Origin of the sequence: Phascolarctobacterium succinatutens CAG:287 (genome assembly GCF_000434895.1) — a bacterium.
In the GTDB taxonomy this organism is placed as follows: Bacteria; Bacillota; Negativicutes; order Acidaminococcales; family Acidaminococcaceae; genus Phascolarctobacterium_A; species Phascolarctobacterium_A succinatutens_A.
Genome location: NZ_FR892828.1, coordinates 22,114 through 45,020, shown reverse-complemented (window position 1 = coordinate 45,020; position 22,907 = coordinate 22,114). Strand labels below are relative to the sequence as shown.

Here is a 22,907-nt window from a genome sequence, read left to right as displayed (position 1 = left end):
ATCGGGGCGCAGCATTATTTCGCTGCTGCTTGCGCATCAGCAGCCACTGCCTGTTGGCAGACTTCCAGCATAGCCTCAGCAAAGCTGCCTGCCGGAACCGGAACAAACTTCAGCTCTTTGGCCTGATGGCTCAGCAGAGTTTTCTTGCTGCCATATACATCCATGCCCTCTACGCCGTAGGTTTTATCCTGCAGATTAAAAGTCATAACGATTTCGCAGTACTGCACCTTCTCTTTTTTAGCCAGAGAAGCCTTGTATTTTTCATTGAGCTTTTTCAGTATATCCTTATCAGTGAAGACGGTTTTGGTCAGCACAGTGACAATATTTTTATCTGCTACACCGTTAGTAACCTTGCTGAAGGTCAGGGAATCCATATCGTAAGCATAAATGCCAACGTTGTTTTCTACAACGATAGACCAACGTGCCTGCTCCTGCTCTTCTTCGCTCGGTTTAGGCATCATGCTGATTTCCCAGTTCATACCCTCCTGAGTTGCAGGCTTTTTGTCTGCATCAGCAGCAAATGCGGTTGCGCAGCAAAATAAGGTCATTAATAAAATAAGCAATTTTTTCATAAAAGCTCCACTCCTTTGTATGCTAATATATCTATTAGTATACTATACTCTTATCTTTAATTCAAATTTCTTACAATACGAATTATATTTTCTTTAGACAGCTTCTGCAGCGTATAATAATTGGCCTGCATAGCGGCGGCAACCTTCTTTGCCAAGCCCAGCTTGATAAAATCGCTTTCCGTATCAATCACTACAGAGGTAATTTTAGCCTTGGCGATTTTTTCAGCAATGCTGATTGCTGCAGCTACAGGATCCTTTTCACCCTCATGCACGGCATTCGCACGTCCGTCGGTAACAACAATCAGAATCGGCTCCAGCTCGCTGTCACGCTTGTTCAGCATGGCCAACGTCTGCAGCGACAGCGCCAAGCCGTCTGCCAGCGGCGTTTTACCACCGGTCGGCATTTCTGCCAGACGCTTCTGCGCCAGGTCCACACTGCGGGTAATCGGCAGCAGCATATCCGCCTTATCACGACGGAAAGCAATCATACCTACGCGGTCACGCTTTTGGTACGCCTCCTGCAGCATGTAGAAGATGGCACCCTTAACGGCGCGCATACGCTCACGTGCACCCATGGAGCCGCTGGCATCCACTGCAAACAGGAAGGTGTTGCCGATGCGTTTTTCGCGCACCTTCTGACGTAAATCCTCCTCCTTGATGTTCAGCGCACAGCCGTTATCCTCACGCAAACGCTGAAACGGCGCTGCAGCACGGATGGTTGCGTCAAAGGCCAAGTCCGTAACCTTGCTCTTGGGCTGTTCGGCGCGCACATAACGTCCCTGCTTCAGGTCAGTCTTGGTCACGCTGCGTTTGCCGCTGCCACGGCGCACATTGCGGTCCTTGCCCAAATCCAGCAGCATCTTCGGCAAGCGGAAGCTTTTGTCGATATCGGCAAGCTGCTCCTCCGGTGCCAGATTACTGTTATTGTGCTCCTGCTGCTGCTCGTCCTCGTCGCTTTCGTCGTCCTCGTCCTCATCGTCGGAAGCATCGTCATCTTCGTCATCATCGCCGTTATCCAAGGGCGGTGGTGGTGGCGGCAGCTGGTTATCTTCGTTGTCCTCGTCGTTATTTTCATCGTCAGGATTATCTTCGTTGTCCTGCTCGTTTTCATCTTCGTTTTGGTTATCGTCCTGTTGCTCCTGCTCCTCGGGCTGTTGCTCGGGCGGCTTGCGCATACGGTGCGGCAGCACGAACTGCGCTGCCTCCTCCACGTCCTTCGGCAGCACGTAAGCGCGCCCCGCCATGGCGGCGATAGCGCGCGCAGCCTCGAGCAGATAAATTTCCGCACGATGGCCGGCACAAAAGGCCTGAGAGCACAGCTGAGCGACAAGCATCAGCATCGCATCGCTCACCTCAACCTGCGGCAGCAGCTCACGCGCTGCCTTAACCTTCGCTGCCAAGGCAGCGGTTTCTTCCGCATACTGCTCACAAAACGCAAGGGTATTGTTACTATATGCTAAGGCACGTTGGATAACCTCCACGCGCTGACCGATATCCTGCAGTGCCTGCATATCTGCGTACATGCCGAAGCGGTCCAGAATATGTCCGGGCAGAGTGCCCTCCTCCGGATTCATCGTAGCAATAACGGTCGTGCGCACCTCATGGCTGCAGCTGATACCGTCACGCTCTACATTATTTATACCTGCGCTGTTAGCATCCAATGCCGCTGTCAGCAGCTCCTGACGCAGCAGATTAGCTTCATCAATATAAAGAATGTTATCCGTAGCACGCGCCAAAATGCCCGGGGAAAAGCGTTTTTCACCCAAGCTCACGGCAGCCTCCAGGTCAATGCTGCCAAAAAGCATATCCTCTGTTACATTCAGCGGCAGCGTCAGCATCCTTTGCGCACCAATCAAACTCTGCACACTGCGGGCCAGCACGGATTTTGCCGTACCCTTGGCACCGCCTATGAGCAGGCCGCCTGCTCTGCGGTTGACCAGAGCAATGAGCAAGGCCTTTTTTGCCTCCTCCTGCCCCACCACCGCAGCAAAGGGATAAAGATTATTTTTCAGCATAGTCAACGCTCCTTAGGCTTCGGCAGCCAAAAAGCTCTCTACCTTATTCCAATCCAGCTCGCCCTCTTCAAACGGGCGGCGGCGCATACGGTGCGGCAGCACCAGCTTAGCTGCTTCCTTCAAATCATCAAGGTTAGCCTGCTTGCGACCATTGAAGGCAGCCAGAGTCAGCGCTGTTTTGATCACAGTAATATCTGCACGGTGACCGTCTACGCCCAGCTCAACAGAAAGCTTAGCTACGGTTTCCAGCAGCTTATCGTCAATGGTCACCTCCGGCAGCAGTTTGCCAGCAGCGATAATTTTTTCTGCCAGCTCCTCCTGCGCTTCCTTATAGCCTGCAATAAAGCTCTCAGCATCGTTTTCATAAGCCAGACGGCGTTTGATTACCTCTACGCGCTGCAGCGGGTCATGTTCGCCGGTCACAACAACGCTCAGACCAAAGCGGTCCAAAAGCTGCGGGCGGATGTCACCCTCTTCGGGGTTCATAGTGCCAACCAGCACAAAGCGTGCGGGGTGGGAATAGGAAACGCCCTCGCGTTCAACGGTGTTTACGCCCATAGCAGCGGCATCCAGCAGAACGTCAACAACATGGTCATCCAACAGGTTGATTTCATCTACATATAAAATATTGCGGTTAGCCTGCGCCAAAATACCTGGTTCAAACTTTTTCTCACCATGCTTAATCGCATGCTCAATATCCAGAGTGCCGACAACGCGGTCCTCGGTTGCACTTACAGGCAACTCAACCACGCGCATGTTGATGGTTTCCTCCGGCAAGGTGCCCTCTGCCTGCAGCTTGGCAGTGCAGTCATCGCACAGCTGGCTGCTGTGCGGGTCACAGTGGAAGCGACAGCCGTGCACAGCCGCCATCGGCGGCAGCAGCTCGGCAAGAGCGCGCACAGCGGTGGATTTGGCCGTGCCCTTTTCACCTTTAATCAAAACACCGCCCAAGGCCGGGTTAATAACATTCAAAATCAGGGACAGCTTCATTTCCTCCTGTCCTACAATCGCAGTAAAAGGATATACAGCAGTACGTTTCATTTATATTCCTCCGTTTATTAAAAAGAGCTATCAATAAAATATGTATCTAATTATACAGTGTCTACTAGGTATACACGCAAGCGATTTAGGGAAAAAATTTATGCATCGCCGCGTTCTTCGATTTCGCCTTCGATATTCAGCAACAACTCCTGCAGTGACTGCTTAGTCTGCGACTTGGCGTTCCACAGCCGGCGCTGCTCCGCCTCCAGCAAAACCTCCGTCAGTCTGCGCAAAGCCCAAGGATTAACCTCAGCAAACCATTTTTGCATATCTTTGTCCAAAGCGTACTTTTCCGCAAACTTTTCATACATCCAGTCCTCCATAACAGCGCTGGTAGCATCCCATTGGAAGCAATTGGCAACATATGTTGCCAAATCGCCTGCTCCCTTATAGCCAAACTCCTTCATGCCCCGTATATATTTGGGATTAATCGCTTCGCCTCTGAACAGGCGCTTGACCTCCTCTGCCAGCGTGCGAATCACCACATGCTGACGGTCAGAGCTGTCACTGCAATAGTTTTTCGGCATCTTGCCGCTGAAATTACGCACTGCAGCAATCATGCCGCCGCGGTAAGCGTTATAATCATCGGAATTCAACAAGTTAGACTCGCGGTTATCAATATTGCTTACAGTAACCTCCAGCTTTGCCATCCGCTCTGTAAACAGCTGCGGCCTGTACTGACCTTTTTCGCCCTCGCCATAGACATGTGCACCCCAACGCACATACACATCAGCAATATCGCCCAGGTCATCCCAATTGCGGGAAGCCAAAAGTGCGCTCACGCCCGCGCCATGCGCTCCCGGCGGGTCGCCGAAAATGCGGTAGGATGCCTGCCGCCAGGCCAGCTCCTTATCCACGCCCTCGCTTTCTAATCGCTGAGATTCCTCCACCACATGCTTGCGCACAAAGTTGTCTTCAAAGCTCTCATCCAGTGCTGCCACCTGCTGCACTGCCTTATCCAGCCAGCAAACTGCTCCCGGCAGCGTATCACGGAACAGACTACTGATGCGTCCGGTAACATCAACACGTGGACGCTTCAGCTCATCAAGCGGAATAATCTCGATGCCTGTCACCTTCAGGGTTCCCTTTTGCCAGATGGGGCGCACGCCCATCAGGCGCATAAATTCCGCCATACACTGACCATTAGAGCGCATGTTATAGGTTGCCCACAGCAAAATACCAACACTTTCGGGATAACGCCCTTCCTCCGCCACAAACTTGTTAATTACGTCCTCTGCCATCTGCGAACCGATTTTCCACGCTACGGGCGTAGGCAGGAGCTGCGGATCAACGCCGTAAAAATTGCGTCCGGTCGGCAAAATCTCGGCACCTCCGCTCGTAGGCGCACCGCCGGCGCTAGGCTCAATATATTCTGACTGCAGCGCACGAATACAGTTGCTGCGTTCCCAGGTAGTATGCGCCAGACTGGGATACAGCTTATCGCAGATAAAGCCGGCAATTTTAATTATCTTCTGCTGTACAGCTTCATCCCAGCATTTTACGCACTCCAACGCCCGCAATTTATCTTCGTGGACTACGAAACCATCATTTTGCAGCAGACGGATAATCTCCAAGCATTGGCCGTTAATTTTATCAAGCAGCATACCGTAGCTCAAAATACCGTCCGGCAACAGCTTACTACTGTTGTCAATCAGCTCATAATAATCATAGCCGTAAGCCTGCGCCAAGGTTTTGGGCAGTGACGGCATATCAGGATTTTCCAAGCGCACCAACGCATAAAGATATTCCGTAAGCTTTTCGCCCTGCGGCGGATTACCCATGATATGCAGTCCGGTAGTCATCTGCATATTCTTCAAATCCGTCAGATATGTGTGCAGATGACCTACATAATCGTCAAAATCAGCGGCATCCTCCTCACGTACCTCGTCTGTAAGGTCGGCAGCAGCAGCTTTCTCTCTGATTTGTGCCATCGGCTCGCTCAAATCGGCATCCTTATCAGCCTTAAAGTGCACATATTCCTCCAAAGCCTTTTCCAACTCCGCCAGCTCATCATACACACCGCTGATGCTAAGCGGCGCCGAGAGATAACTGATGAGGCAGGCCGCACTGCGGCGTTTGGCCTGTATGCCCTCGCCTGTATCCACAACCCAATAGGGATAAACATTAGGTAAATCGCCGGTACAGATATCGGGATAGCATTCATCACCCATCGCTACACCCTTGCCCGGAAGCCATTCTAAACTGCCGTGCGTACCAATATGCATCATAGCATCTGCGCCCCAGATATCGCGCAGCCAGTGATAAAAGCCCAAATAATGGTGTGTCGGCGCGCAGTCTGGCGAATGATAGATTTTATCCGGATCCTCGCCAAATCCGCGCGGCGGTTGCATCGTAATAAAAATATTGCCATTCATCGTTCCGGGAATCAACAGAAAATCATCATAAAAGAAAACATCACCTGGCGCTTCGCCCCAATCCTGCTCCAAGCGTTGCTGTACCTTTTCCGGCAGTGTCTTATAATAATCGCGGTATGCACTGACGAGGAGCTTGGCATCGGCATTATCAATCTGCTTTTCGCTCATGTAGTCCCTGTCATTCGTCGCACCGGCAATCAGCTCGTCAATAAACTCCTGCCTGTCCGCCGGAATATGGTCAACGACATAACCTGCATCCCGCAAATCCTGCAGCAGCAGGCGCACGCTTTCAATACTGTCTATCGCCGAACAGCTGCCAATGTTGGAATTGGTCGACGGATGGTTGTGAAAAACAATAGCAATTTTCTTTTCTGCGTTCGGCTTGATGCGCAAAAGTGCCAGCTTTTTGGCTTTGCGCACCAACATATTCATGCGCTCCGCAATCGTCTGCGTAACCTGCTTGCCCTCAGCATCACGCTCCATCGTCGTCACAGGGCAGCTATGGATAATACCATCAAATTCCGGCAGACTCACACTGTACGCCACCTCTACGGCACTCATGCCGTCAAAGTTTTCATACCATTCCTGATATGAACGGTACAAGGTATAGGCCTGCAGTACCGTGATATTGAGCTTGGTCAAATCATCAAGTGCGCAGGCACGGATGCTGAACAGTGAAAATTTTATAGTGTTGATGAAAACATCAGCATAGCATTTGCCGTCCGCGCAAACATACTTGCTTAAGGCTTCTTTAAAGCCGCCGCAGCCGCTTGCGGCGTCAGGCGAGCTTGTGGAGAAGAAGCATAAGGCGTTGCAGCCCTGCGCTTCAATCTCTCTGATAACAGTATCGGCAAAAACATTGTTGCCCCATAACCAGTCACTGCGGAAGAAGACAACAGCCAGCGTCGGTTTGCCTGCTATGCAAAAATCGCGGCTATATTCTTCTACATCATCGTATACCTTGCCTGCACGAGGATGATAAATGCCATCCCACGGCAAAAGCTCGGGAGCAGGCGCATTACATCCTGCCTGCAAAAACTGCTGCGCCAGCCACAGCCACAAATTTGTCCAGTTCTGCAGGCCGCCGAATTTGTAGTAATCATTAATGCGCCGCAGTTCCTCCTCAGACAAACCTCCATGCAGCACATCCTCCGGATTACCGGTCATCAGATAAACGTGCTTCTTCTTATTGGCCAGCAGATATGATGAAGATTCCGACAGAAACTTAGTGCTCAGGCCAGTTCCCATCCAGGGGAAAATGACAACCTCCGCCTGCTGCAGCTGCTTTTCCATATCCCTCGTCCATTCTGTATCGCTTGGGACATACAGCACCTGTCCTGTGACAGCTTTCTGCGTCTGCTGCGCCAGCTTCAATGCATCCTGCAGATAGGCTGCAGTCTGCTCCATATTGGTGAGAAATAAAATTTGTTGCATTCTTTCACCTCCGAAAATTATCGATACTCCTATGCTTTCATAAAAATGAGGACGAACAACCATCGCCCTCACAATAAAATAATATTACGCTATATAGTTCTCATACAGTCAAGCACTTCAGACTTATTTGCTAATATCCCTTAAGAAAAACTTCCTCTTCATCAGTAAATATATTTCCATAAGCAAGATTGGCAATCTTCTTAATCGCCCATACGCAGTTTTGATTGGAAGCATATAAATACTTGTCCTTCAAATAGCAAACATGATTATTCTTGACCGCCTCCAGATTAGCCAACGCAGGATCCTCCAAAAATTCCTTTTTATACCCGTCCTTATTATCATGCTTAAGCTCCCAGGACAGTGAAAGCAGAAAGTAATCTGGGTTAGCACGTAGCATTACTTCTTTGTCCATCAGCTGACCATTGAGCACCCCTATCTCTGCAGGTGCATTTTTCACCCCGGCAAAGTGGCACATATCATCAAAAAAAGAGCCCTTACCACCGTAATTATGGTTCATTTTAGAAACAAGCATCACACTTTTTGGCTTCATGCTAGCGCTATCAACCTTGCTTTTGATATAGTCAAGCTGTGTCTGCATTCTCTGCTGTAGCTTTTCCGCACGCTCTGATTCCCCCACAGCCTGACCTATCTCCTGAATCTGCTTTTTTATCTCTTCCACATTATTCGCATTGCTCACCACGTATACAGGTATCCCCATGGCGCGATAGGTCTGTATGCGGTTTTCACCTGTGCTTTCACGGGCGATGATTAAATCCGGCTTGAGCGCCAGAACCTGCTCTGAAGAAAAATCATAGTTTAATTTTGTAGGCTTTTTGATTGCCTCAGTACTGATATAAGATACCGAAGCATCATACATTGATTTAGAAAGTGCAACAACACGCTCTTCATCAACAAGTCCCATTACAATATTATCCAGATTAAAATGCGTAGTCATAATACGCTGGGGCTTTTGCGCAAATTTTATTACAGTCCCCTGCGAATCAACTACCTGATAGGCTGCCCCGCTTGTTTTTTCAACATACTGCTTTTGACAGCCTGCTGTGCAAAATGCCAGCAGCAGTAAAAGCAGCAGTAAATTCTTCCACATTCTTTCACCTCATTTTCCTGTTATATGAAAAAGCAGGACGGAATATGTCCGCCCCACTTTTTCGGGAGTGTTAGCTGCCTTAATCTATCAGAAACTATACTCTACTCCTAATTCAAAGTTTCTGCCCGGTGCTGAGAACCATTTATCGTTAGGATTCAATTCATAGCTTGTCTCAGTATACATTCTATTAAATATATTGTTAACCCTACCAAAAATATTTATTGTTTTTGTCGGTTTGTAGTTAACAACACTATCCCAAACCCAATATGTTCTAAACGATTTACCAATTGTTTGGTTTTTAGATCTGTTCTGAGCTTTGCCAACGGTCAAACGACCTGCTAAATCTACATCAAATTTACTGCTGTTGTAATTCATACCTAAATTAAAGTTACTTCTTGGCATTGCACCATTTCTGTTAGGTGCTTTGCCGGCATCTGGCTTAATATATAAATAGTTATAACCAACATTAGCACTGAAACCATTTCCTAAGATTTTGCTTAATCTTAAAGAAGCACCTCTTGCATGTTCTTGAGCAATATTTACATATTGTCCTTTTGGATGAGTTGCAGTAGGTGTAGCATCATAAGCCATAGCATCATTTGAGTCGCGTTTAAAAACATTTAAGCTACCAGTAGTTGTATCATCAATAATGAAATTCATACCAGCTTCTAACGAGGTACCACGTTCTGCTCTTAAATCAGGATTACCATAAACAGCGCTATACAAATGAGCTATGTAAGGTGCTGTAAAGAAACGTTTATAACCGAAATAAGCATTAATTTTATCGCTAGGACTATAACCCAAAACAAAGCTAGGTGTATTCGCACGTCCGTATCTAGATTGGTCGTCCATTCTTAAGCCGCTAGTGAATTTCCATTTATCATTAAATGTCCATTCATCTTGCACAAAAAATGATTTGTTGCTAATTTTCACACCGCTTGTGTTAGCGGATTTATTTTTATACAAATTAACTTTATCCCTATAATAATCAATGCCACTTACTATAGTATGTTTACCATCTTTGTAAGTTAATTGATCACTAAAACCCTCTGTAGTAAAGTCATTGACTTTAAAATAATCCTTTTCCTGTCCCTTGTTTCTATTTCTAAAATAAGATAAGTTGTTTTCTAAATTATTATTTACTTTTTGATTATAAACAGTCTCAAAACGTGAATTATCTCTTGTACCAGGTGTAATGTCAGGTGCACTCCAACCGCTATTAGTGATAACATAATCAGATTTATATGTCATATAATTTACAAATAACTCTGCATTATCATTAAAACGTTTCCCTATTTTATATGTATTATTTGTAGCATCTAACTTATCTACAATTTTTCTACCCCATCCGTCTTTATAGTCTCCCGTACGTTTCTTTTGAGCAGAAATATTCCAATAAAACCCATCTTTACTACCACTATGCGAGAAGTTATATTGTTCTCTATCATAACTGCCTGTTATAGCCGTTATTTTACTTTTTGACTCACCATCTTTAATTTTTCTTGTGATAATATTAATAACACCACCTTGAGCATCAGAACCATACAAAGTAGACGCAGAACTCTTTAAAATTTCTACTTTTTCAACACCTTCCATATTGCTAATTTCGGCTAAAGCCATTTTTCCCGCAGTACCGCAACTACCATTAATATTTGCGCGTTGTCCATCAATTAAAACAACAACATTAGAAGAGCCATTAATATAAAGGTTATTAGAAATAGAACCCTCTCCATTAGAACCATAATGTGCAATAAATACCCCAGGAATATCTCTCAAAGCTTGGCTAATATTGTCAAAATGACGTTCTTCTATCTGCTTGCGTGTAATTACTTGAATATTTGCATTTGCTTTAAATTCTTCTTCACTTGTGCGGCTTGCAGTAACAACCATCGTATCCAAAGAATACTCCTGCAGATTATCAGCAGCAAAAGCGGTTGTACCCCAAACTACACTTGTACTCATAAGTACTGACATCAATACCGCATTACTTAATGCCTTGACTTTGTTCATTGTTGATTTCCAATCCTTTCATAGCCATCGTTTTATTTTTTGTTTCCGTCCAGACACACCTAGTCTTTCATAGTCCTGTGCTATCTATTGAAACATGCATCAGTGTAAACTATAAAGTGTTCATATAGTCAAGGATTTTTATTTTATTATTTTTCTTTCTGAGAGCCATTCCGCTTTTATAATAAATCCGTCCTGCCTGGCATTGCATACTACATTATTATTTTCTCACATATCTCTGCTTGGAGCTTTTAGGCTTATCCGGTAGCGTCAAAGCAATTTTGCCGTCATCAATCAACGGCTGCACAATTTTCGACATGGAATAATAGCGCGAAAAGCCCAGAAAAGCAATAATCTCTTGTCTGGAGCGCGGCACTGCGCAGAATGCCAACAATCGTTCTTCAACGCTGTCCGCCTGATTGCTACTATATTGCACCTGCTCCTCATGTACAGCGCCAACGCCAGAAGCAGGCATATCATACACCTGGGCAATTTTACTCTTAAAGGTAACTACAAACTCGCCATGACGTACAGCAAAAACCGGCGGCGGCAGCTGTGCCTTTTCCAGCTCGTGATAAATAGTCGGAATGCCGCTGTAACGGTTTTCGGTAACATGCAGCAGCTCCAAAATATTTGCCAAAGCACTGTTACGTGTATCCGGACGTACTTTGCCTAATGAATCAATCGTCAGCTTGCCATATAAGCCACCGCTGGAAATAATCTCCAGACGATTACGATATATTTCCAGACGCACAGGCACGTTTTCCGAGTGAATACTGTAATCGCGATGTACCAATGCATTAAGAATCGCCTCACGCACTGCCTTTAAAGGATACTCATCTCTGTCTGCACGCTTGCCCTTATCATCAATAATCGTACTGTGGCGGCTGTTGCGGTTCACAAAATCAACCGTGGGTTTTTGTGGGAAAAAAAAAAACCACCCGCCTCGTCTACCATTTCATCTATCGTGCCGGTAATACGCTCATTATCAATAAAGCGCTCGCCCTGTAATCCCGGCTCGCCCATTACATTGCCGGGCAAAGCAACAGCCGTAATGCAAAGCTGTGGAAAAGCTCCCTGCGGATATTTAGAAAAACACAGCTCGCCCGCTAACGTCGGCTGTCCGTTTACCGTAACACCCATCAGCTCCAGGATTTCTTCATCACTGACATGCTTAGCAAGATTTTTGCGGTCTTTTTTTACTGCCTGCAAAAAGCAAGCCAGCTTTTCTTCATCAAAAAAGCTTCTGCGTGCACCCGTTGCTTCGCGAATATCGTCTCGGATACGCTTGCGGAAGGCATCATAGCTGTAAATTTCATATTCACTCATCGGTTCATCAGCATCGCCCACACGTATATAAGCGCCTTTCAATCTGCCTGTACCACGATAAAAACACGGTCTTTCTGCGACATCAAGCCCCGGAATCTCTGCCGAAACTACAACCTTGTCATCTATTTCGCAAACAGTAAATAAAGCACGCACGCACGGCGACATCTGATTACACTGTTCCGTTACCTTTTTCTGCAAATCCTGCGCATCATAAACGCCGACAACCTCAAATCCTTTGCCTTCATCTATGCCGAACACGATAACGCCGCCCTCGTCCTGATTAGCAAAACTCGACAATGTATCGTATAAACGTGTAGGACAGCCCTTATTAGCAGATTTAAGTTCTACTGTTTGCATTTCGCATTGCAGGCGTTGTATCTTGTCAACAAGCTTGCGTAAGTCTTCAGTTTGCATACTTTTTCTTCCTTTCCGTTGCTACTTATCTATAGTTTAGCAACTTTTTGACAACTAGTCAATATGTTTTGCAACCATTTTGGCAACTGTTGCATAAAAAAGTCGGCAAGCAGCATTTCACCGCTCACCGACGTCATTGATAATTTTATTTACTATATACAGCGTCTGCCAAATCCTCTACAGCGTTGACAATATACTGCGACACGCACAGCACATGCTTCGCCGGCACTGTATAGACCTTTCTGTTTTTCACTGCGTCCGTAGTCTGGTAACTGGAATTGTTCAGCAGCTCCTCCTCCATCTGCTTCGGATCATGCTGACCGTCATAATTCCAGCCTGCGAGTAAAAACACCTCCGGATTGAGCTGAACCACGGCCTCCTGATTGACGATACCAGGCTTATCATAATGCAGCTCCTCCAAGGCATTGCGCACCTGCGCATATTTGCAGACATCGTTAAACGAAGCCTCCGGACTGTAGTAGGCACCGTTACTGCGCATAAAAACTATACGCTTCTGTTTTTCCTTAGGAATTTTGCCTATTTTATCCTGCACCTTCTTCAGATGCTCGTCCATCGCGGTAACCATCATTTCGCCGCGTTCCTTTTCGCCAACGGCCTCGCCCAAAAAGCGTATGCACTCACGTACATCTTCAAAGCTTTTGGGAGTTTTATAGACATAAACCTGCAGGTTCATATCGCGTAGCGACTGAATTACCTCCGGCTTAACAAAATCCGGTATCAATATTAAATCAGGGTGCAACGCCATAATTGCCTCCGAGCTTTGGCCATCTACTCTGCTTCCCACACTCTGCGCCCGCTCTACAATATTGGATATCCCCGGGTCGTCCACCAGACGTGAGAAGGCAGCAATGCGGCTGCTTGGTACAAGGTCAATGAGGATTTCATCAGTGCTTATAGACATAGATATAATGCGCTGGGGCTTTTCTTTAAAATACAGCTTATGCCCCTGCGAATCCGTAACAGTATAGGCCGCAGTACTGTTCGATTTTTGCGCACTATCACTGCTGCAGCCTGCAACTATTAAAAGTATACTCAAACACAGCAGCAGTGCTGTTATTATCTTTTGATATTTTTGTTTCGACATATTTTCTTCATCCTTTATTTTCTTTCAGTATAGCTATTATAGCACGAACATCAGCTTTCGACATAAGCAAGTTATAGCAGTTTGGCATATGAGAAAGGCAGAACAGATTTTGCTCTGCTCTGCCTTTCTCAAAGGAGTTAAGTGTATATGAATAAGGTTAGGGGCTGATTAGAAGGTGTATTCTACGCCTACTTGGAAGTTACGTCCCGGTGCAGGATACCAGTTGGAACTAGAATCAAGCGGAGTCATATTATAGCATTGATCGGTATACAGCTTATTAAAGAGGTTGTTTACTTTAAAGAATGCTTTAATATTATCTGTAGCTTTATAGTTTACATTCAAATCGCACAGCCAGAAAGATTTAAAGCTGTCAGGAACGGTACTTTGAGTTACCATACGGCCAGGACGTTTTACAATAGCTTTAGCAAACATATTTACATTCAGTTTATCTAAAGTATAATCTGCACCGATTTTCCATTCACCTCTGGGAATATAGCCATCACGGTTGCTGTTTTTCTTTGCAGTTTCCGGAGCTATATCAATATGCGTGTAATTTACATAGGAAGAAAATTTATCACTAAATTTCTTATTTAAGCCAAAATTCCAACCATAGGTATTCTCGCTGGCAATATTAGCATAATGACCTGTTGCACCATTGTAAGCAATCATATTAGAAGCCTTTGTTTTAAAGTAGCTCAATGTTGCGGTAAAGTCATTACCAAGCTGTTGCTTAATACCGATTTCCTTGGTATTACCATCTGCTGCTTTTAATGACGGGTCACCATATTTAGAATACAATTCCGCAATTTTAGGTGCGACAAAAAACTCTTTGTAAGACGCGTATACATTGGTTTTATCATTATCATAGCCAATAGTCACACTCTTAGAAGTATTACTGCCGAACTGAGAAGTTTTAGTGTATCTCAAACCAGGGGTAATATTGAAGAATTTCGCAAACTTGAATTCATCCTGAATAAAGAATGCCTTGTTATCAATGCTTTTTCCGCTAAATTTATTAGAACCGCCAGAAGCAGAATAATCATTAACAGTATCTTTGTAATAATCATAGCCGGCAATCAATGTATTATTGTCAACTTTGTAGGTCAACTGGTCAGTAAAGCCAACAGTTTTTAAGTCCATCAGCCAAATGCTTTTCGGCTTATTATAGCTGTCATTAAGGTTATTAGTATTGCGATATATAACCATGCTGTTGCTTAATTCATCAGTCAGTTTTTGCTGCCATGCCAAAGATAATTTATCAATATCCTTTTTACCTTTATTTCTGTCGGCAAGCTGTGGTAACAAACCGCCATTAGCAGGTCTTTCATAATCGGATTTATATTTGCTATATTTTAATGTAACATCAGCATTATCACCAAATTTATGACCTAAAGTCAGCTTATAATCCTTGCTGTCAACTTTGTGAGAAATCTTATCCCCATCAGCATCTTTGAAATCTTTCGCCAAGTTTTTCTGAGCAGCAACCATCCAATAGGTTCCGTCTACATTACCTTGGTTCATGAATCTGTAGGTCTGACGATTATAGCTACCACCAATTGCACTTATAGAAGTACGTACACCATTCTCCGTTTGCTTTCTTGTGATAATGTTAATAACACCGCCAACAGCATCAGCACCATACAGAGTCGAAGCAGAACCTTTCAGTATTTCAATTCTTTCTACAGTATCCAGATTTGCGTATTCAGACGGAGATAAAGCACCGGAGGTAGAACCATTAACGTTGGCACGCATACCATCAACCAAAACTACTAAGTTTGAAGAACCATTAATATACAGTCTGTTAGAGGAATAGTTTTCACCAGTAACACCATAATTTTGTAAGGTGACACCTGGTACATCCTTTAATGCATCACCTAAGTCAGTATAATGCTTTTTCTCTAAATCTTCACGTGTAATAACTGTAACATCAGCTTGCGTATCAAACGCCTTTTGTTCAACTCTGCTTGCAGTTACAACTAATTCTCCCAGTAAATATTCTGGTGTTTCTTCAGCAGCTAACGCCGTCCCCCCCCAGAGCACGCTTGTGCTCATGAGCATTGACATCAAAATAGCATTACTTAATAACTTTGTTTTTTCCATTTACTCATGCATCCTTTCTAAAAAACAGTTAGTTTTAAAACAGCTAATCTTTCGTAGTCCTGTTCTATTACTAAACCTGTATCATTTTAAACTATATACCGTTCATACAGTCAAGGGAAAATTTATTCTCCTCGTTCCTCCAATTCCCCCTCCATCGACAGAAACAACTCTTGCAAGGCCTGCTTTGTTTCCGGCTTAGCCTGCCACATACCACGCTGCTCCGCCTCCAGCAAAACTTCTGTAATACGGTGCAGCGCCCACGGATTTACCTCCTGCATCCATTTCTGCATATCCTTATCCAAGGCATACTTGGCAGCATATTTTTCATACATCCAGTTTTCCATAATATCGCTGGTTGCATCCCATTGATAGCTCACCGCAACATACGTTGCCAAATCGCCGGCGCCTTTATAGCCATGCTTTTTCATGCCTTCAATATATTTAGGATTCATAGCTTCACCACGAAACCAACGTTTAAGCTCTTCCGTAAGGCTACGCAGCTGTACCTTGCTCCGGTCAGAGCTATCGCTGACGTAATTGCGCGGCATACTGCCCTTGTAACTGCGTACTGCTGCAATCATACCGCCGCGATAATTATTATAATCATCACCGCTGAGCATAGAAGATTCCCTGTGGTCAACATTTTGCACTGTGATATCTATCTGCGCCATACGCTTTTTAAAGACCTCCGGCATATAGGTGCCTTCACTGCCCTTACCATAGGCATGTGCACCCCATCTGGTATATACTGCAGCAATATCATCAATCGTTTCCCAATTTTTCGCTTCTAAAACAGCACCTGTACCGGCGCCATGTGCTCCCGGAGGATCACCGAACACGCGATACGAAGCCTGTCTCCAGGCCGCCTGCTTATCCAAGCCTGATTTTTCCAGCTCGCCTGCTTCCTCCAGCACATGCTTACGCACAAAGTTCAGCTCAGTCGGCTCATCCAGAGATGCTATTCTCTGCGCAGCATCATCTAGCCAGATAACACTTCCGGGCATACTGTCCCTAAAGAGACCACTAATACGTCCTGTTACATCTACACGCGGACGCTGCAGCTCCTCCAAAGGAATCACCTCTAAGTCAACAACGCGTTGGCTTCCAGGCTGCCACACAGGACGTAAGCCCATCAGATATAAGAATTCGGCAACGCATTGTCCGTGATTACGCAAATTACTCGTAGCCCACAAAATTATACCGACGCTTTCCGGATAACGTCCTTCTTCTTCGATAAATCTGCCGATAACATCCTCTGCCATCTGCTTACCGATTTCCCAGGCAGGCTTCGTCGGCAGGCATCGTGGGTCGATACTGTAAAAATTGCGTCCCGTAGGCAGCAAATCAGCGCCGCCGCTTGTAGGCGCACCGCTGGGACAAGGGTCAATATATTTGCCGTTTAATGCGTTTAAAGTATTTTCCTGCTCCAAGGCAGTCATAAGCAGACTGGGGGCAATATGCTCGCAGATATACGTCAGAGATTGCAGCAGCTTATCCCGCATTTCCCCCTGTAAATACTTCGCCCAGGATAAGTTAAACACTGCTTCAATTTTAGTAGCATCAAAAGAATTTTTTTGCAAAATCAAGATAGCTTCTCTTGCCTGCTCGCGTATTTTATCCAAAAGCATACCATAGGTCATGCTGCCATCAGCCAGCATCTGCTCGCTGTGCTCCATCAGCTCATAGTAATCATGCCCATGCATTGCAGCAAGGTTTTTCATCAATGACGGCACCTTACCGTTATCCAGCTTCGTCAACGCCAACAGATATTCTACCAGCTCTTCTCCTTCCGGAGGCACGCCCAAAACATGCAGGCCTGTACTGATCTGCATATTCTTTAAATCCGTAATAAAGTTATGCAGCTTGCCAATATAATCATCAAAGTCCTCTGCTTCACTTTCCGGAACATCCTTGTCAAGATTACATTCTGCAGCTTTGCTGCGAATCATTTCTTTGATGCTGTCCATACCCGCAGCGGCAGCATCATCATTTTTAAAATGACAATATTCCTCCAACAGGTTTTCCAAATCTGCCAATTCTTCGTATGTACCGGAAATGCTCATAGGAGCGGACAAATAGCTTATCAGGCAGGCAGCACTGCGGCGCTTAGCCTGAATGCCTTCACCGGTACAGGTAATCCAATAGGGATAGATGTTAGGAATATCACCTGTGCAGATATCAGGGTAGCAGGCATTACTCATAGCATTACCCTTTCCCGGCAACCACTCCAGATTACCATGCGTTCCCACGTGAATCATGGCATCCGCGCCCCAAATATCACGCAACCAATGATAAAAGCCAAGATAATGATGTGTCGGTGCGCAATCCGGCGAATGATAAATTTTTCCCGGATCATCACCAAAGCCACGCGGAGGCTGTACAGTAATGAATATATTACCGTTAAGCATACCTGGAACAATCAACACGTCACCATAACGAAAAACCTCGCCCGGTGCTTCACCCCAATCACGCAAAAGCTGCTCCTGTGTTTTTACCGGAAGCTGCTCAAAAAAAACTTTTATAGTCCATCTTTTCCAGCTTGCCGTCTGCCTTTTCCAATAATGCCTCAGAGATAAAGCGTCTGTCATTTGTAGCATGTGCTGTTATATCATTAATAAACGACTGACTGTCTGTCGGTATATTATCAAGCCTATAGCCTTGCTTTTGCATTTCCTCCAACAATAGGCGTACGCTTTCAATCGAATCCAGACTGGCAGCGCTGCCGATATTGGAATTGGTCGGCGGATAATTATGAAAAACTATCGCTATTTTTTTATCACAAGGCTTTTTATAACGCAACGAGGCCAGCTTGCGCGCCTTTCTTGCCAGCATATCAATGCGGTCTGCAAGCGGCATGCGATAATGTGTACCGTCCTCACGTTCCTCATTGGTGGAAACTGGCACGGAATGCAGAGCACCATCAAATTCAGGCATGCACACAGCATAGGAAACCTCATTCGGTGTAAGGCCTACCATGCTCTGCTGCCACCACTTATAAGGCATATAGGTATTTACTACCTGCAGCACAGGCACACCAAGCTGCTGCAAATCCTGCAGCTTTAAAAATCCTGTAACTGTCAATGAAAATACAAAGGGATTAATAAGAACATCTATACAGGGCTTACCATCTTGATAAAAAAACCTTTCAAATGCTGTGTCTAAGCTTACTGCACCAGTCTGTTCATTAGGCATGGTAGTGCTAAATACAGCAATAACATTACAGTTTTGTGCTTCCACCGCCTTGATAATTTCATTTTGATATGCAAGACGCTGCCAAAGCCAATCCTCACGCGAAAAAATAAAACCTACAGTAGGCTTGCTGCTGTCATAATGCTTTGCCAGATAAGCCTCAAGCTCAACAAACTCATTCTTAAAATCCGGATGATAAATTCCGCACCAAGGCAGTTGTTCCGGCAGCTTATAAGCTATCATTTGCTGCGTAAAGGCATCAACAAGATATAAGCACAGATTCTGATAATTCTTCAGACCACCGCAGGCCAGATATTGCTTCAGCAGGCTCTTTTGCTCCTCCTGCAGGCCGTAATCCATCTTATCATCCCCGGGGTCAATGATATCAAAAAGATGGCGCAGCTTCTTTTGCTGTAAAAAGGCAGAAGCTTTTTTCAGATAATCACAGCTCAAACCTGTACCCATCCAGGTACAAAAGAAAAAGTCAGCATACTGCAGTTTCTGCTGCCAATAGCCGTTCCACTGCTCACTGTCATTTATTTGAATTACTTCGACAGCGTCACTGATTTCTTTGTTCTCCATGGTGTTTAAAGCATCGCGCATACCAACATAATGGGGTTCCATGTTAGTCACAAAAATGATGTTTGCCACTTTCCTGCTCCTCTCAGCTTACTTAAAATATTCAGGATATACCAGCTTATCAATTGCCAAAATACTGTCAGCGACATATTGACTTACGCAATACATATCCTGACCGGACAACGTCACCAGATTTTTATTTTGAATTGCTTTTACGCTTTGCAAAGACTGGTCATTGAGCAGTTCTTTTTCTGTTTCCAAGGTATGCGTAGGTGCACCGTTCCATCCCGGCATGATAATGACATCAGGATTGGACTGGACAATAAATTCCTTTGAAACAGTAGTATTCTGTCCTGTCTGTAATTGCTCCATGCAGTTATCAACCTGAGCATATCGGCAGATATCGGCAAAAAGCGAACCCTTAGTACCAATCACTCCATGTCCTGACATCACAACAACCTTTTTCTGCTGGTTAATGTTTGCAGCCTTGATAACAGATTGTGCCTTAGCGATTTTTGCATCATATTCTTTAATTACCGCTTCGCCCTGCTGCTTAGCATCCACAACATCAGCAATCTCGCGAACAGCTTTTTTTATATCTGCCACTGTATACGGTGTTTTATAAACATATACGCTAATACCCATATCGCGGATGGTCTGAATGCTATCAGGTGTCCACCAGTCTCCCAAAATGACAAGGTCGGGCTTTAAGGCCATGATACGCTCTACGCTCGGCGTTCCTTTAATGCGCTCTTTAACAGCCTTGCTTTTTTCCACGACATGCGAAATTCCTGCATCATCACAAAGATAGCTTACAGAAGCTATACGCTCCGGCTCCACTAAACCAAGCAAAATTTCATCACAGCTGATGGAGAAGGAAACTATCCGCATAGGATGTGCAGGTACCTTTACCTCATAGCCCTTGGCGTCCTTGACAACTCTCGTTCCGTTGTTTTCCGGCTTATCATTGCCGCATCCTAGGCAAGAGCAACATGCTATAATTACACAAATAAAAATTACTGCTAACTTTTTCACTGTCATTCACCTTAAATATCTGCCAAATTTATTATTACAAATTCTGTAGACAAAACTTGTTTCTTTGCTTCATCAAAATCTATAATCAGCACTGCTTCACATCCTTCATAGGTAAAAAGTACTTCCCCATTGCAGAGAACAGCACTTTGCGCATGGCTGCAATCCATGCCTTCTGTCCCCGTCTGATTACAGATAAGCACAGGAATACCATTTGCCGAACGGCTCAAACGCTTCCACGCCTCTTCCGGAGGTCCTGCATGACCTCCAGGCGGCCAGGCAGCAACAACTACAGCAAGCTCCGCTCCCTGCCTAGCAATTTTTTCTCCATGCTCGGCAAAATAAGCATCCGCACAGACCATAACACCGGTATTGATACCTTCTAAATTCCAAACCTCAAATTTTTCTCCGGGATGTGCCCAGTTTTCCGTTATCCACGGCACAACCTTCGTTTTATCGTGACGATTATAATATGTTCCGTCCGGCGAAATAATTGCGCAGCTGTTACGCGGAATTTTTTCGTCGATAAAACCACAGCCCAAAAACAACCTTTGCTTGTATTGCCTGCATGCCTCCATAAACTCCTGTAAAAGCTTATTTTGCAGCGAAGCAAGCTGAAACTGCTTATCGCTGCGCATCATATAATAACCCTGCAACGCCATTTCCGGCGTCAGTACCCAGCTTGCTCCCTGCTGTGCCGCCAGCTTCATCCCCTGTAAAATTTTCTTTGCATTATCCGCTTGCGATCCACAGCAATATGCAAAATGCAAAAAAGCTATTTTCAAATTCAAGCCCCCTCTCCAAAAACGTCTGTATATAGGTGTGGTGGCATAAGCGTTATGTGTGCCTATGCCACCACTGGTGTATGAGAAAAAAGATTATAAGCTATTAGAAGGTATATTCTACACCTGCAACAAAGTTACGGCCCGGTTGTGAATACCAGCCAACTCCTCAACTACAGAACAACTCTTGACAAACGCTATGTCAAGCATTTTGATAATATATAGAACAAAAACCCTAATTGTTCTGCTTATCATTAAGAAGAATTTTAAAGTATGTACCTATAGTATAGTCAAGCATTATTTTTACAGGTGAATTTATGAATAAATTATCAGAAACATATTTTACAATCGGAGAATTTGCCTCTCTGTTCAAGCTATCGAAGCAAACATTATTCTATTACGAACGAAATAACATCCTTAAGCCATCCTATATTGAAGAAAACGGCTATCGTTATTACTCATTAGAGCAATATTTTATTTTTGATATTATTATCAACATGCGTAAACTAGGAATTCCCTTGAAAGAAATTGCTGATTATATTAAAAACCTCATGAATTTCTTCTGCTGACTTTCCTGCTGCCTTAGCAGTCTCTACATGCTTCATCGCCATTTTATAGCGATAACCGGCGTGTGGTGTGTTAGGTAAAACATATTCGGGGTGTGACATATTTTATCTTCTCCTCTCTGCTATAAATCTCGGACAAGTGTATTTTATGACATATACCTATAGTAGAGTAAAGGACTTTTTTCATAAAACTATTTCGGATAATATTGAGTCAAAACCGCCAAACGTAAAAATTCTCTTTTATAACACATTGCAATAATATGCAAATTCAATGTCTTGAAATAATTATTCCCTTCTCTCTAACTTCACTATTCTCCCGATAAATGTTATAATAAACATAACTATTACGCAACGTATTGTGTTAAAGAACCAAGGTGATACTTTATGAGCAAAAATCCTAAGCTATACTATACTGCAGGCGAGCTGGCAGATCTTTTTGAGCTGCCGAAGCAAACCTTGCTTTACTACGATAAAATGGGCGTTCTGTCCCCGGAATTCATTTCTGAAAACAACTATCGCCATTACTCTCTCAAACAGTATTTGATTTTAGAGGTCATTTTGAACATGCGCAAGCTGGGAATACCTATATCTAAAATCAAGGAGTATCTGGAAGAACGCAGCATTGACAGCCTGCAGGCTCTCTTACAAGCTAAAGACCGTGAATGTGAAGAAATTATTGCACATAACGAAAAAATACGCAAAAATATTCACGTTGTTTTTCAGCAACTGGATAAAATCCGCGAAAGCCGGCTTGATCAGATAACCGTCACCTTCCGCCGTAGCAAGCGATTCCTGCTAAGTCCTGTGCCGCCGGAATGCAGCGGCGACGAAAGCATTAAAATCCTTGCCAGACATAATCTGAAGGTTTTTTCCAAAGAGCATTTCAAGGAAAAGGCTGTCGGCTGGCTGGCAGACAAGGATTGCTTCTTAGCAGGCGAATACAGTCGTCCGCTGGCCTACTTTTCCAGTGTTAACCCCGATTACCTTGGCAAAATGGAGTGCTACACCCGCCCTGCAGGACTCTATATGACGCAACGCTTTCAGGGTACCTTCCGTGAGCATGTACAGGAGTTGGCGGAGTTTTTTAAAGCTTATATGCAGTGTAATAAGCTGCACGCCGTAGACAATCTTTATATTATGCCGTTGAAAAATCATTGGATGACACCTGAGCCTGAAGAATATATCTACCAGATTTCCCTACGGGTTGAGCCTGATGAAAATTAAAAACTGCACCATCCAGTATCGTTTCCGATACTAAG

Annotated in this window: 17 protein-coding genes; 2 read left to right on the top strand and 15 right to left on the bottom strand. The window is 44.7% G+C overall.

Features of this window, described 5'->3' with window-relative positions; all coding sequences use genetic code 11:
- Positions 1 to 14 precede the first annotated feature (14 nt).
- The 14 genes from BN587_RS11005 to BN587_RS10945 all read right to left on the bottom strand — a co-directional run bounded on the left by BN587_RS11005 (position 15) and on the right by BN587_RS10945 (position 21,085).
- Entirely contained in the window at positions 15 to 572 is a 558-nt protein-coding gene (locus tag BN587_RS11005; protein WP_021721196.1) for a hypothetical protein, read from the bottom strand.
- A gap of 56 nt (positions 573 to 628) precedes the next feature.
- Positions 629 to 2,587, bottom strand: coding sequence for a VWA domain-containing protein (locus BN587_RS11000; protein ID WP_021721195.1), 1,959 nt, complete (start codon positions 2,585 to 2,587; stop codon positions 629 to 631).
- 12 nt (positions 2,588 to 2,599) lie between these two features.
- Positions 2,600 to 3,628 carry an ATP-binding protein gene (locus BN587_RS10995; protein WP_021721194.1) on the bottom strand — a complete coding sequence of 343 codons (1,029 nt, stop codon included), beginning with the start codon at positions 3,626 to 3,628 and terminating at the stop codon, positions 2,600 to 2,602.
- A gap of 98 nt (positions 3,629 to 3,726) precedes the next feature.
- Positions 3,727 to 7,437: a cobaltochelatase subunit CobN gene (gene cobN / locus BN587_RS10990; RefSeq protein ID WP_021721193.1), complete on the bottom strand. Its 3,711-nt coding sequence runs from the start codon at positions 7,435 to 7,437 to the stop codon at positions 3,727 to 3,729.
- A 130-nt stretch (positions 7,438 to 7,567) separates the two neighbouring features.
- Entirely contained in the window at positions 7,568 to 8,545 is a 978-nt protein-coding gene (locus BN587_RS10985; RefSeq protein ID WP_021721192.1) for an ABC transporter substrate-binding protein, read from the bottom strand.
- Positions 8,546 to 8,632: 87 nt separating this feature from the next.
- Positions 8,633 to 10,555 (bottom strand): TonB-dependent receptor plug domain-containing protein, encoded by a 1,923-nt coding sequence (locus BN587_RS10980; RefSeq protein WP_021721191.1) that lies wholly within the window; start codon positions 10,553 to 10,555, stop codon positions 8,633 to 8,635.
- Positions 10,556 to 10,772: 217 nt separating this feature from the next.
- A complete protein-coding gene (locus BN587_RS12135; RefSeq protein ID WP_021721190.1) occupies positions 10,773 to 11,453 on the bottom strand; it encodes an ATP-binding protein in 681 nt (226 codons plus the stop codon).
- Entirely contained in the window at positions 11,450 to 12,295 is an 846-nt protein-coding gene (locus BN587_RS12130) for an AlbA family DNA-binding domain-containing protein (RefSeq protein ID WP_021721189.1), read from the bottom strand. The genes BN587_RS12135 and BN587_RS12130 overlap by 4 nt, the downstream gene beginning before the upstream one ends.
- 145 nt (positions 12,296 to 12,440) lie before the next feature.
- Positions 12,441 to 13,400: an ABC transporter substrate-binding protein gene (locus BN587_RS10965; RefSeq protein ID WP_021721188.1), complete on the bottom strand. Its 960-nt coding sequence runs from the start codon at positions 13,398 to 13,400 to the stop codon at positions 12,441 to 12,443.
- A 168-nt stretch (positions 13,401 to 13,568) separates the two neighbouring features.
- Entirely contained in the window at positions 13,569 to 15,500 is a 1,932-nt protein-coding gene (locus tag BN587_RS10960) for a TonB-dependent receptor plug domain-containing protein (protein ID WP_021721187.1), read from the bottom strand.
- A gap of 122 nt (positions 15,501 to 15,622) precedes the next feature.
- Positions 15,623 to 18,088 (bottom strand): cobaltochelatase subunit CobN, encoded by a 2,466-nt coding sequence (locus BN587_RS10955; protein ID WP_303684979.1) that lies wholly within the window; start codon positions 18,086 to 18,088, stop codon positions 15,623 to 15,625.
- Positions 18,006 to 19,340, bottom strand: a complete 1,335-nt coding sequence (locus tag BN587_RS12125; RefSeq protein ID WP_021721185.1) for a cobaltochelatase subunit CobN — start codon at positions 19,338 to 19,340, stop codon at positions 18,006 to 18,008. Before BN587_RS12125 ends, BN587_RS10955 begins: the two co-directional genes overlap by 83 nt.
- An 18-nt stretch (positions 19,341 to 19,358) precedes the next feature.
- Complete coding sequence (locus BN587_RS10950) at positions 19,359 to 20,303, bottom strand: ABC transporter substrate-binding protein (protein WP_044484948.1); 945 nt, start codon at positions 20,301 to 20,303, stop codon at positions 19,359 to 19,361.
- Between the two features lie 11 nt (positions 20,304 to 20,314).
- Positions 20,315 to 21,085 (bottom strand): carbon-nitrogen hydrolase family protein, encoded by a 771-nt coding sequence (locus tag BN587_RS10945; protein WP_021721183.1) that lies wholly within the window; start codon positions 21,083 to 21,085, stop codon positions 20,315 to 20,317.
- Between the two features lie 314 nt (positions 21,086 to 21,399).
- Here BN587_RS10945 and BN587_RS12255 point away from each other — a divergent pair, with 314 nt between their 5' ends.
- Positions 21,400 to 21,651 carry a MerR family transcriptional regulator gene (locus BN587_RS12255; protein ID WP_021721182.1) on the top strand — a complete coding sequence of 84 codons (252 nt, stop codon included), beginning with the start codon at positions 21,400 to 21,402 and terminating at the stop codon, positions 21,649 to 21,651.
- Here the strand turns inward: BN587_RS12255 and BN587_RS12120 are convergent.
- Positions 21,589 to 21,750 (bottom strand): hypothetical protein, encoded by a 162-nt coding sequence (locus BN587_RS12120; protein WP_021721181.1) that lies wholly within the window; start codon positions 21,748 to 21,750, stop codon positions 21,589 to 21,591. The two genes, BN587_RS12255 and BN587_RS12120, sit on opposite strands and share 63 nt — an antisense overlap.
- A 282-nt stretch (positions 21,751 to 22,032) precedes the next feature.
- Between BN587_RS12120 and BN587_RS10940 the strand changes: the two genes are divergently transcribed.
- Positions 22,033 to 22,872, top strand: a complete 840-nt coding sequence (locus BN587_RS10940; protein WP_021721180.1) for a MerR family transcriptional regulator — start codon at positions 22,033 to 22,035, stop codon at positions 22,870 to 22,872.
- Positions 22,873 to 22,907: the final 35 nt, after the last annotated feature.